Genomic DNA, 12,172 nt, shown 5'->3' with positions numbered 1-12,172 from the left:
TCTTTCAGAAGGTCGAGAGGTCAGCGTCCGTGGCGTTTGCGATAGGTGGCCAGGAAACGCTCGATGCGGCCGACGGCTTCACGGAGATCGTCCGTGTTGGGCAGGAACACGAGCCGGAAATGATCGGGGGCCTTCCAGTTGAAGCCCGTCCCCTGGACGATCAGCACCTTCTCCTCGGCCAGCAGCTCGTAGGCGAACTGCTGGTCGTCCTCGATCGGATAGATCTTGGGGTCGAGGCGGGGGAACATGTACAGCGCGGCCTTGGGCTTGACGACGCTCACGCCCGGGATCTGCGACAGCAGCTCGTAGGCGAGGTCGCGCTGGCGCGCCAGGCGTCCGCCCGGCGCCACCAGGTCCTTGATCGATTGATAGCCGCCCAGCGCGGTCTGGATCGCGAGCTGGCCCGGCGTGTTCGCGCACAGCCGCATCGAGGCCAGCATGTTCAGGCCCGTGATGTAGTCCAGCGCATGGCGCTTGTCGCCGGAGACCACCATCCAGCCGGCGCGATAGCCGCAGCTGCGGTAGTTCTTCGACAGCCCGTTGAAGGTCAGCGTCAGCACGTCGTCCGACAGCGACGCGATGCTGGTGTGCACGTTGCCGTCGTACAGCGTCTTGTCGTAGATCTCGTCGGCCAGGATGATCAGCTGGTGCTGGCGCGCGATCTCGACGATCTCGCGCAGCAGCGGCTCCGGATAGAGCGCGCCGGTCGGGTTGTTCGGGTTGATCACGACGATCGCCTTCGTGCGCGGCGTGATCTTGGACCGGATGTCGGCGATGTCCGGGAACCAGTCGCTGGATTCGTCGCAGACGTAGTGCACCGGATTGCCGCCCGACAGCGCCACGGCCGCCGTGTACAGCGGATAGTCCGGCGCGGGCAGCAGCACCTCGTCGCCGTTGTCCAGCAAGGCGTTCAGCGCCATCACGATCAGTTCGGAGGCGCCGTTGCCGAGGTAGACATCATCGATCGCGACGCCGCGGATGCCCTTTTCCTGGCAGTAATGGACCACCGCCTTGCGCGGCGCGAACAGGCCCTTCGAATCGGTGTAGCCCGCCGCGTCGGGCAGGTTGCGGATCATGTCCTGCACGATCTCGTCGGGCGGCATCAGGCCGAAGGCGGCGATGTTGCCGATATTCAGCTTGATGATCTTCTGGCCCTCTTCCTCCATCTGCCGGGCCTTGTCCAGCACGGGTCCCCGGATGTCGTAGCAGACATTGGCCAATTTGCTGGACTTGGTGACGGTTCTCAAGATGGCTCCGGATCAGGGTTTCACGGGTTCCCAGAGGGAAAATCGGGGAGCGTCGATTTAAACACAGGGTTATCGCGGGTAATCGCACGCGAGTCCGATGCCACCCTGCGTCGCTGCCAAAATCAGCCTCAATGAAATTTCAACCCGACCTGCCGCTGGGCGGCAACAGCATCTCCAGGCACGACCTGCACCACGTCTGGGTCAACGGCGTCGAGCAGGCCCACAGCGTCCTCGTGCCGTGGCAGGGCCAGCCCGAGGACTGGAGCGTGCGCCGCTTCGAGGATCTCACCGAGGCCCACTTCGAGCGCATCCTGCGGCTCAAGCCGGAGCTGGTGATCTTCGGCAGCGGCTCGAAGATCCGCTTCGTCAAGCCGGCGCTGTACCGCGGCCTGATCGATGCACGCATCGGCATGGAGACCATGGACATCGGCGCCGCCTGCCGCACCTACAACGTGCTCGCCAGCGAAGGGCGCGCGGTCCTGGCGGCCCTGCTGATCGAGGACTGAACGGGACGCGATCGTCCCGGGCCACCCCATTCGCGGGTGGCAGCGGCAGGGATGCCTTCCCTCTCTGTGGGAGCGCACCGACTCGTCCTTGCCGTCCAGGCCAGGGAACGACCCATTCAACGTATAATCGCTGGCTATGCCCGCCGGGGCACATCTCTCTGAAGAACGCCACATGACGCCAGCGCTCAACAAACCCCTTCCGGATATTGAAGCTCTTGCCACGGGAGGCGTGAAGTTCACACCCCAGGCCTTCCTGGGCCATGCCGTGGTGCTGTACTTCTACCCGAAGGACAACACCCCGGGCTGCACCACCGAAGCGATGCAGTTCCGCGACCGCCACAAGGATTTCGTGAAGGCCGGCGCCGTCGTGCTGGGCGTTTCGCGCGACAACATGGCCTCGCACGACAAGTTCAAGCAGAACCTGGAACTCCCCTTCGAGCTGATCGCCGACACCGAGGAAAAGCTCTGCCACATGTTCGGCGTCGTGAAGAACAAGATCATGTATGGCAAGAAGGTCAAGGGCATCGAGCGCTCGACCTTCCTGATCGATGCCCAGGGCATCCTGCGCGAGGAATGGCGCGGCATCAAGGTCGCCGGCCACGTCGACGAAGTCCTGAAGGCGGTCAAGGCGCTCAAGAAGGAAGCCGCCTGATCGTCGCGTCGGAAGGTAAACCCTGGATCGGACCACCGCCGCCGGCATTCCGCACCCCGGGTTTCCACCGACCGCGATGAGGCGCCGTCCGACAGCAACGCCGCCATCCGTCCGTCACGGGCACACCCGGTGAGTTGTGCATAATCGGCCGCATGCCCCTGTGCCTGATCGCAGCGATTGAATCCCGAAGGACGAGCCGCACCGCCCCCGGTGCGGCTTTTTGTCTTCTGGGGTCCGCCAGCGACTTCGAGGCCGCCGATGCCGCCGACACCTCCGGCATCGCCACCGCCCGTCAGGCCTGGGGCATGACCCCTGGTCCGCACCGACCCAGGCTCACCACGCAAGCCCGTCACCCCCGCACATGCCACTGCCCAAGCCTCCGACCAAGCGCGCCAGCCGCCTAGATTCCGACGCCTTCGCGACCAACCTGTCGCCCAGCAAACGTCCTCCCGCGCACGAGGCCTCCTCCGCCGCCCCGCTTGCCTCCAACCTCGCCGAGGCCACGCTCCCCGCCGCCTCGCCCGCGCAGCCTCCCGCGGCTGGCGCGCGCTCGCGCGCCGAGCCGGTCGAGGCACGCGGCGGCGGTTCGCCGTCGCTGGCCCTCGTGCCGCCGGCGGTGCCCAATGCCCCGGCCAAGAAGGCCGCCGCCGGTCGCGCCAAGGCGCGCAAGCCGGCCGGCGACGCCAAGCTGTTCGTGCTCGACACCAACGTGCTGATGCATGACCCGATGTCGCTCTTCAGATTCGAGGAGCACGACATCTACCTGCCGATGATCACGCTCGAGGAGCTGGACGGCCACAAGAAGGGCATGACCGAAGTCGCGCGCAACGTGCGCCAGGTCAGCCGAGACCTGGACGCGCTGGCCGCGTCGCTGAAATCGAGCTCGATCGAGGAAATGTCCAAGGGCCTGCCGCTGGACCAGACCGGCCACCGCGAGGCCGGCGGCAAGCTGTTCTTCCAGACGACGCTGTTCGAGGCCCCGCTGCCGCAGGGCCTGCCGCAGGGCAAGGCCGACAACCAGATCCTGGGTGTCGTGCAGGCGCTCAAGGCGCAGCAGCCGGGCCGCGAGGTGGTGCTGGTGTCCAAGGACATCAACATGCGCGTCAAGGCCCGGGCGCTGGGCCTGGCGGCCGAGGACTACCGCAACGACAAGACGCTGGAGGATTCCGACCTCCTCTACACCGGCGTCCAGGCCCTGCCGGCGGACTTCTGGGAGCGCCATGGCAAGACCATGGAGAGCTGGCAGCAAGGCGGCACGACCTTCTACCGCATCAGCGGTCCGCTGGTGCCCACGCTGCTGGTGAACCAGCTGGTCTATCTGGAGGCGCCCGGCGCCGCGCCGCTCTATGCCAAGGTGCAGGAGATCACCGGCAAGACCGCGGTGCTGCGCACGCTCAAGGATTTCGGCCACCAGAAGCACTCGGTGTGGGGCGTGACCGCGCGCAACCGCGAGCAGAACTTCGCGCTGAACCTGCTGATGGACCCGGACTGCGACTTCGTCACGCTGACCGGCTCGGCCGGCACCGGCAAGACGCTGATGACGCTGGCCGCGGGCCTGTCGCAGGTGCTGGACGAGCGCCGCTACAGCGAGATCATCGTGACCCGCGTGACGGTCCCGGTCGGCGAGGACATCGGCTTCCTGCCCGGCACCGAAGAGGAAAAGATGAGCCCGTGGATGGGCGCGCTCGACGACAACCTCGAGGTGCTGGCGCGCGGCGACAGCGCCGCGGGCGAATGGGGCCGGGCGGCGACCAACGACCTGGTGCGCAGCAAGATCAAGATCAAGAGCTTGAACTTCATGCGCGGCCGCACCTTCCTGAACAAGTACGTGATCATCGACGAGGCGCAGAACCTGACGCCCAAGCAGATGAAGACGCTGATCACGCGCGCGGGTCCGGGCACGAAGATCGTCTGCCTGGGCAACCTGGCGCAGATCGACACGCCGTACCTGACGGAAGGCAGCTCGGGCCTGACCTTCGCGGTCGACAAGTTCAAGGGCTGGGCCCACAGCGGCCACGTCACGCTCGCGCGCGGCGAGCGCTCGCGGCTCGCGGACTTCGCCTCCGAAGTGCTCTGAGCCGGACGCGCTCCACGACGAAGCCACCCCTCGGGGTGGCTTTTTTCATGCCGCGCGTCTGCCCGCCCCGCCCTACTCTTCCGGCGTCAGCTTGGACTGCACGGTTTCCTCGGCGGCGCCCTCATCGAGCCGCAGCTGATGGAAGATGAACGAGGCCATCGCCGCCATCGCGCCCAGCGCGAGGTAGGTGCCATGGAACGCGGGCACGATCGCGGCGCCCTCGGTGCGCGGCAGGCCGTGCGAGAACAGCAGCAGGAAGGCGCTCGAGGTCGCCACGCCCAGGCTCATCGAGAGCTGCATCACCACCGCCAGCAGGCTGTTGCCGGCACTGGCGGTGCGCTCGTCGAGGTCGCCCAGCGTCAGCGTGTTCATCGCGGTGAACTGCATGCTGTTGATCATCCCGAAGGTCCCGAGATGGATCGCCAGCCACACATGCCCGACGCCGCGCGGGATCAGCGCGAAGCTCGCGATCAGCAGTCCCAGCAGCAGCGTGTTGACGATCAGCACGCGGCGGTAGCCGGCGCGCCGGATCAGGCGGATCGCCAGCGTCTTGGTGAACATCGCGCCCAGCACCGACGGAATCATCGACAGGCCGGCCTCGCTGGGCGTGAAGCCCAGTCCCACCTGCAGGAACAGCGGCGTCAGGAACGGCGTCGCGCCGCTGCCCAGCCGCGCGAACACATTGCCCAGCAGCCCGATGCGGAAGGTCGGCACGGCGAAGAGCGCGGGCGAGAACAGCGGCTCCTCGGCGCGCGTCGCGTGCAGCCAGTAGGCCATCATGCAGGCCACGCCGGCCACCAGCATCACGACGCAGAGCGCCGTGCTGACGACGTGCTCGCCAAAGCCCTGCAGCGCCAGCGACAGCAGCATCAGCCCCAGGCTGAACAGCCCATAGCCGCCCCAGTCGAAGCGCCGCCCGACGGGTCCCTTGATCTGCGGCATGTAGCGCCGGCAGGCGAAGGCGCCGGCCAGGCCGACCGGCAGGTTGATCAGGAAGATCCAGTGCCAGCTGACGAACTCCGTCAGCACGCCGCCCAGCGTCGGCCCGAGCAACGGCCCGACCAGCCCGGGCAGGCTGATGAAGGTCATCACCGCGAGGAACTCCGCCTTCGGAAAGGCCCGCAGCACCACCAGCCGTCCCACCGGCACCAGCAGCGCGCCGCCGACCCCCTGCACCACGCGCGCCGCGACCAGCACGTGCAGGCTGGGCGACAGCGCGCAGGCCAGCGAGCCCAGACTGAACAGCGCGATCGCCCACAGGAAGACGGTCCGGGTGCCGAAGCGGTCCGCCAGCCACCCGGAAGCGGGAATCAGCAAGGCCACCGTCAGCAGATAGGCGACGACGGCCGACTGCATCCGCAGCGGGTCCTCGCCGAGGTCGCGAGCCATGCCCGGCAGCGCCGTGTTGAGGATGGTCGTGTCCAGCGTCTGCATGAAGAACGCCAGCGCGACCACCCAGGGCAGCCAGCGGCGGGTGGCGTCGTCGAGCACGGGGCGGCCGAGCACGTCGAGCGGGGTCGTCGAGGAGGAAGGCATGGGCGGCATCCGGCAAGTATCGAACCGCGCCAGCGTAGGATGTGCGCCTATCGCGGCGATCGCGGCGATCACGGTGATCGCCCGCCCGAACGACCCATGCGCTTCTACGTTTCCGATCTCGACGGCACCCTGCTCGACCCGCAAGCCCGGCTCTCCGACGCCACCCGCGCGGGCCTGACCGAACTCCTCGCCGAAGGCCTGGCCTTCACCGTCGCCAGCGCGCGGCACGTGGTGTCGATCGCCCGCATCCTGGACGGGCTGCCGATCTCGCTGCCGGTCGTCTCGTCCAACGGCGCCTACATCAGCGACCTGCGCACCGGCCGGCACGAGCTCGTCAACGCGATGGCGCCTGCGCTGGGCCAGTCGATCTTCGCGCTGGTGCGGCGGCACGGCCTGATGCCCTTCATCGCGACGCACGGCGCCAAAGGCGACCAGCTGTTCTGGCAGGAAGTGCAGAACGAGGGTCAGCAGCGCTTCGTCGCCGAGCGCCAACGCAATGCCGATCCGCGCCTGCGCCAGGTCGCCCGCCTGCAGGACCAGTTGAAGGACCCGATGGTCACGCTGCTCGTCGTCGGCCGGGCGCCGACGCTGGAAGCACTGCAGGCCGAGATCCTCGCCACCTGCGGCGACCTGGTCACGACGCATCTGGCCGAGGACCTGTACATGCCAGGCTGGCCCTGGCTGAACGTGCACGACCGCCGCGCCAGCAAGGACCAGGCGATCGCGACATTGGCCCAGCGCTACGCGCTGCACGAGCGCGAGCTGGTGGTCTTCGGCGACCAGGTCAACGACCTGACGATGCTGAAGGCGGCGCATCACGCCATCGCCGTGGCGAATGCCAGCGACGACGTCAAGCTGGCCGCGCACCGCATCATCGGCGCCCACCACGAGGACGCGGTGGTGCGCTTCATCCGCGACGACTGGCGCGCCTTCAGCCCTCGACCGCTGCCTTGATCTGCTGCAGCGCGGCGGGATCGTCGAGCGTGATCAGGTCGCCGGGATCGCGCTGCTCGCACACCGCCTGGATCGCGCGGCGGAGCAGCTTGCCGGAACGCGTCTTGGGCAGCAGCCCGACGAAGCTCACGCGCGACGGCCGCGCGACCGCCCCCAGCTGCTGGTCCACGCGCCGCAGGATCTCGGCCTCGAGCACCAGCGCCTGATCGGGCGTGGCCGCGCGGGCCGGATCCTTCAGCACCGCGAAGGCGCGCGCGACCTGCCCCTTGAGCGCGTCGGCGACGCCCACCACCGCGACCTCGGCCACGGCCGGATGGCCGGCGATGCACTCCTCGATCTCGCGCGAGCCGAGCCGGTGGCCGGCGACGTTGATGACGTCGTCGCTGCGGCCGAGGATGAAGTAGTAGCCGTCCTCGTCGCGCAGCGCCCAGTCGAAGGTCGAGTAGACCTGCCGGCCGGGCACGCTGGTCCAGTAGGTCCGCACGAAGCGCTCGTCGTCGCGCCAGACCGTCTGCATGCAGCCCGGCGGCAACGGGAAGCCGAGCGCGAGCAGACCCTTGCGGTTCGGCTCGGTGAGCAGCTCGCCCGTGCGCTCGTCCAGCAGCTGCACGCGATAGCCGTACATCGGCTTGCCGGGCGATCCGAAGCGCGGCTCCACCGGCTCGACACCGCGCGCCAGCGTCAGGATCGGCCAGCCGGTCTCCGTCTGCCAGTAGTTGTCGATGACGGGCTTGCCCAGGGCCTCGGCGATCCAGCGCGCGGTCGGCTCGTCCAGCGGCTCGCCGGCCAGGAACAGCGCCCGCAGCGAGCTCAGGTCATGCCGCGTCAGGCACGCCGGATCCTGCTTCTTGAGCACGCGCACCGCGGTCGGCGCACTGAACATCACCGTCACGCGGTACTGCTCGACCAGCTTCCACCAGATCGCCGCGTCGGGGCTCACGGGCGTGCCTTCGTACATCAGCGTCGCCATGCCCGCGATCAGCGGGCCGTAGACGATGTAGCTGTGGCCCACGACCCAGCCGATGTCGCTGGTGGAGAAGAAGGTCTCGCCCGGGTGGCCGTCGTAGATGTGGACCATGCTCGCCGCCAGCGCGACCGCGTAGCCGCCCACGTCGCGCTGGACGCCCTTGGGCCGGCCGGTCGTGCCGCTGGTGTAGAGGGTGTAGCTGACCGCCTCGGACGGCAGCCACTCGCAAGGCACCCGCGTGCCGAGCAGGCGCGCGCGCTGCGCGGCGTAGTCCAGGTCGCGGCCGGCCACGCGCTCGAACGCGCTCAGACCGCGATCGACCATCAGCACCTTCGCCGGCGCGTGCGCGGCCAGGCGGATCGCCTCGTCCAGCAGCGGCTTGTACGGCACGATGCGGCCGTTGCGGCTGCCCGCGTCGGCGCTGACGATCAGCACGGGCTCGGCGTCGTCGATGCGATTGGCCAGCGCATGGCTCGCGAAGCCGCCGAACACCACCGAATGGATCGCACCGATGCGCGCGCAGGCCAGCATCGCGAACGCCGCCTCCGGGATCATCGGCATGTAGATCAGGACCCGGTCGCCGATGCCCACGCCCTGCTCGCGCAGCATCGCGGCCATGGCCTCGACCTCGGCCTGCAATTCGGCGAAGCGGATCACGCGCTCCTGCCCCACTTCGCTCGAGACCCAGATCAGCGCCGCATCGCCGGGCCGCTGGGCGGCATGGCGATCGACCGCGTTGTGACAGAGATTGGTCCGCCCGCCGACGAACCAGCGCGCGAACGGCGGATGGCTCGCGTCGCAGACCTGATCGAAGGGCCGGTCCCAGTCGATCAGCCGGGCCTGCTCGGTCCAGAAGCCGTCCGGATCGTCAATCGAACGCCGGTAAAAGTCCTCATGGCTGGACGTCATCGCGGTCTCCTTGTCGTGTTGGTTCGCCGGCGGCAAGACCCGGCGCGCGAATTACGCACGCATCCTGACACCGGGAGCTTTGCTGAAACTTTCGTTCACAACGCTGCGTCGGGGGCCTGTGGTCCAATCCGGGTTTTTCCTGGGAAGGGTCATGCGGCCACGCCCGGACTTTCCCTAGCCAAGCGCGGTCCCCAGGGCATTCGCGCTTGACCGGCACGGAGATGGTGCCTAGTCTCCGCGCCCAACAACGATGAGAACTGTTCGTCCTTCCCGCTCGGCTCCCCCACGTAAACCGCTCCAGCGCGCCATGGCCGCACTGGGGCTGATCTGCGTCCTGGCCAGCGGCAGTTGCTGGGCGCAGCAGTCGACACCGTCCACCAGCGACAAGCCGAAGACGCACGCCAAGGCGGCCAAGCCGGCGGCGAAGAAGGCCGACGCGAAGGCGTCCGCCAAGCCGGCGAAGTCGGGCAAGAAGACGGCCTCCAAGGACAGCGCCAAAGACGCCACTAAAGACGCCGCCAAAGACACGGCCAAGGACGCAGGCAAGGACGCGAAGGCCAAGCCGGCCGAAGCGGAGAAATCCGAGAAGGCGCCCGCCACCGACAAGACCGCGACGGCCAAGCCCGAGGCGAAGACCGCCGAGACCAAGGCCGACGCTCGCAACGACAGCCGCGCCGAAGCCGCGCCGCCCGCCGGCACGATGATGGGCGCCTACGGGCAGAGCCTGATGCGCTCGCCCGCGGGCACCGCGGCCGCGGCGACGACCGTCGCAGCCGCCGGCACCGCCGCGGCCCTGGCCGCCACGGCGCCAGCGACGCCCACTGCTTCCACCACTCCGGCCACCGCGCTGCCGCCAACCGCCCTGATGGGCGCCGCCGTCGGCAACGCGAACGCCAACGCGAGCGACTCGGTCGCCCGCTTCCTGCAGCAGCGCGGCATCGTCGCGCAGGCGCAGGGCCAGGCCTTGCCTCCTTCCGCCGAGACGGCCTCGCCCGGCCTGCTGAACCAGGTGCGCGACAAGGCCTCGGATCTCGTGCTGTCCGCGATGAACTTCCTGGGCGTGCCCTACAAGCGCGGCGGCAACTCGGTGAACAACGGCTTCGACTGCAGCGGCTTCACGCGCCACATCTTCGAGATGAGCGTCGGCCTGGTGCTGCCGCGCCGCGCCGACGAGCAGGCCAAGATGTCGAGCCTGGTCCCGATCAAGAAGGAAGACCTCAAGCCCGGCGACCTGGTCTTCTTCAACACGATGCGCGCGACCTTCTCGCACGTCGGCATCTATGTCGGCGAAGGCAAGTTCATCCACTCGCCGCGTGTCGGCGGCGCCGTGCGCGTCGAGGACATGCGCGAGGCCTACTGGGCCAAGCGCTTCACCGGCGCGCGCCGCGCCGACCTGAACCAGGCGAACGCGGGCGGCTGAGTCCCCGCCTGCAGCGCGGCACCGGCGGCTGTCCGGTCTCGTTCGCGCGAATCCAGAGACAAGTCCTGACCCGGCGGCGCGCCGATCCCGGCTATGCTGCGCCCCGGCGCCGTCCGCCGCGGCCATCCGCGATCCACCTTGTCCGCCGTCCTCGATCCCGCCACGACCCCGCTGCATCGAGCCCCCGACCAGATGGGGCAGGCCCTGCTGCTGGCCGTGCTCCTGCACGTGCTGCTGGTGCTGGTGGTGGGCAACGCGCCGGGCGGCTCGGCCAAGCCGGGCGAAGGTGCCTGGGGCCCGCTGAACGTGAGGCTGAAAGGGGACCGCTTCGAGCCGGGCTCGGGCGAGCCGGCCACGGTGCTGCCCGAGCGCGGCCCGCCTGGCGAGGCGAAGCAGCCAAGATCCGGAGGCGCGGTGCGGGAGCGTGCCCCGACGCCCGAGGAGCGCAAGACGCCAGGCGCCGCGCGTCAAGGCCAGTGGCGGCCGCAGCCGGGTGACGAGCTCACCGGCGACGCGCCCGCGGACCGCAGCGTGCCACCCGTGAGCACGGCCCCGGCGCCGACGATCACGCCGGCCCCGGCATCACCCGCGCCTGCACCCACACCAGCCCCTGCCCCCACGCCGACGCCAACGCCGGCACCTGAGCCGCCCGCGGCGATCACGACGCTGAGCACCCCGGGCGAGGCGACGGTTCCGGCGCCGACGCGCATTGCGCCAGCGCGGGAGGCGGCCACCGCGAGACCCACGCCCGCCACCGAGGCGCTGCAAGCGCCCTCGCCCACGCTGCAGTTGCCGGAACGCCCGGCGCCTATCCTCAGCGAGACGCCGACCACCCTGCGCCGCATCGATCGCAATCCCATCGAGCGCATGCAGCCGCCGCCCGTGCCGACGGACTTGAAGGCTCCGGCGGAACTGCCGCCACTGACGCCGGCGCCCGCCGCCGCCCCACAGCCCGCGCCGGCACCAACTCCCGCTCCGCCCACGCCTACGTCCACGCCTGCCCCGCCGACGCCAACACCGGCACCGGCTCCATCGCCGACGCCGCCGGCCGCTACCGCGACACCGGCCCCCACGGCGCAGCCGCGCGCGGCGACCACGCCATCGACAACGCCGGCGCCACCGAATCGCGTGTCGCTTGACGGCGCGACCACGCCGACGACCACGCAGCCGAGCGTCGGCGTGCCCGACGCGGGCGCGCGCACCGGCCATGACGTGGCGACGCCCGCGTCGGCCTCGCCGACCGCGCCCAAGCTCAACCTCGACCTGAATCCGTCGCGTGGCCCGATGCGGCCGCGAGGCACGCCGTCGGGCGTGATCTCGGCGGTGCCGAAGCCTCCGGAGGACAAGGACGCGCTGGCCGAGGAGATGCGCAAGGCGGGCCAGCAGGACTGCCGAAAGGCCTACGCGGACAAGGGATTGCTGGCGGTGGTCCCGCTGGTGCGCGACGCCGCGCGCGACAAGGGCTGCCGGTGGTGAGCGCCGGCGTGTGCGATTCGCGCCCGGTTCCCTGCAAAGCGCTGGCGAGCGAGAAATCTCTGCTATAGTCCAAGTCTTCGTTGGGGGGGTAGCTCAGCTGGGAGAGCGTCGCGTTCGCAATGCGAAGGTCGGGAGTTCGATCCTCCTCCTCTCCACCAACAGATCCAAGCCTCAGAGGGAAACCTCTGGGGCTTTTGTCTTTCCGGGAATCTTTTCCCGACCAGCACGTCCGGCACGATTCCGCAAACACCCCCGGGAATCCCCCGAATCGGTGGCGGGTCACCGCTTCCCGCGATTGCGGCGGCCAAGGGGACAGGTCTAGTATTGATCGCTCCCACCCGGCGTTCCGGGCCTCGCGCCCGGGAGCCGGGAGCCCGCCGCCACGCGGCCAACCGCCTTCCAGGAGCACCCCATGCTTGAACTGATCG

At 69.3% G+C, this 12,172-nt stretch carries 9 protein-coding genes and 1 tRNA gene; 7 read left to right on the top strand and 3 right to left on the bottom strand.

Going from position 1 to position 12,172, the window contains the following annotated elements; genetic code table 11:
• Positions 1-20: 20 nt before the first annotated feature.
• Positions 21-1,247: a pyridoxal phosphate-dependent aminotransferase gene (locus ACEN96_RS12055; RefSeq protein ID WP_495588251.1), complete on the bottom strand. Its 1,227-nt coding sequence runs from the start codon at positions 1,245-1,247 to the stop codon at positions 21-23.
• A 131-nt stretch (positions 1,248-1,378) separates the two neighbouring features.
• Here ACEN96_RS12055 and ACEN96_RS12050 point away from each other — a divergent pair, with 131 nt between their 5' ends.
• The 3 genes from ACEN96_RS12050 to ACEN96_RS12040 all read left to right on the top strand — a co-directional run bounded on the left by ACEN96_RS12050 (position 1,379) and on the right by ACEN96_RS12040 (position 4,482).
• Positions 1,379-1,753 (top strand): Mth938-like domain-containing protein, encoded by a 375-nt coding sequence (locus tag ACEN96_RS12050; RefSeq protein ID WP_495588250.1) that lies wholly within the window; start codon positions 1,379-1,381, stop codon positions 1,751-1,753.
• A 172-nt stretch (positions 1,754-1,925) separates the two neighbouring features.
• Complete coding sequence (locus ACEN96_RS12045; RefSeq protein ID WP_343640515.1) at positions 1,926-2,405, top strand: peroxiredoxin; 480 nt, start codon at positions 1,926-1,928, stop codon at positions 2,403-2,405.
• A gap of 361 nt (positions 2,406-2,766) precedes the next feature.
• Positions 2,767-4,482: a PhoH family protein gene (locus tag ACEN96_RS12040; RefSeq protein ID WP_495588249.1), complete on the top strand. Its 1,716-nt coding sequence runs from the start codon at positions 2,767-2,769 to the stop codon at positions 4,480-4,482.
• Positions 4,483-4,554: 72 nt separating this feature from the next.
• On the opposite strand, the gene mdtD is transcribed toward ACEN96_RS12040, so the two are convergent.
• On the bottom strand, positions 4,555-6,018 hold the full coding sequence (gene mdtD, locus ACEN96_RS12035; RefSeq protein WP_495588248.1) for a multidrug transporter subunit MdtD: 1,464 nt from the start codon (positions 6,016-6,018) through the stop codon (positions 4,555-4,557).
• 96 nt (positions 6,019-6,114) lie between these two features.
• Here mdtD and ACEN96_RS12030 point away from each other — a divergent pair, with 96 nt between their 5' ends.
• Positions 6,115-6,972, top strand: coding sequence for an HAD family hydrolase (locus ACEN96_RS12030; RefSeq protein WP_495588247.1), 858 nt, complete (start codon positions 6,115-6,117; stop codon positions 6,970-6,972).
• On the opposite strand, the gene ACEN96_RS12025 is transcribed toward ACEN96_RS12030, so the two are convergent.
• Positions 6,950-8,848 (bottom strand): propionate--CoA ligase, encoded by a 1,899-nt coding sequence (locus tag ACEN96_RS12025; protein ID WP_495588246.1) that lies wholly within the window; start codon positions 8,846-8,848, stop codon positions 6,950-6,952. The two genes, ACEN96_RS12030 and ACEN96_RS12025, sit on opposite strands and share 23 nt — an antisense overlap.
• A 307-nt stretch (positions 8,849-9,155) precedes the next feature.
• Between ACEN96_RS12025 and ACEN96_RS12020 the strand changes: the two genes are divergently transcribed.
• The 3 genes from ACEN96_RS12020 (at position 9,156) to ACEN96_RS12010 (ending at position 11,902) form a co-directional block, all read left to right on the top strand.
• Complete coding sequence (locus ACEN96_RS12020) at positions 9,156-10,268, top strand: C40 family peptidase (RefSeq protein ID WP_495588245.1); 1,113 nt, start codon at positions 9,156-9,158, stop codon at positions 10,266-10,268.
• Between the two features lie 138 nt (positions 10,269-10,406).
• The gene (locus ACEN96_RS12015) at positions 10,407-11,744 is read left to right on the top strand and encodes a hypothetical protein (protein ID WP_495588244.1); all 1,338 of its coding nucleotides are present in this window, start codon (positions 10,407-10,409) and stop codon (positions 11,742-11,744) included.
• A gap of 82 nt (positions 11,745-11,826) precedes the next feature.
• Positions 11,827-11,902: transfer RNA gene (locus tag ACEN96_RS12010), tRNA-Ala, on the top strand.
• Positions 11,903-12,172: the final 270 nt, after the last annotated feature.

It is taken from the genome of Roseateles sp. Mitsp63 (assembly GCF_059491535.1).
This window is presented reverse-complemented; position numbering and strand designations above follow the sequence as displayed.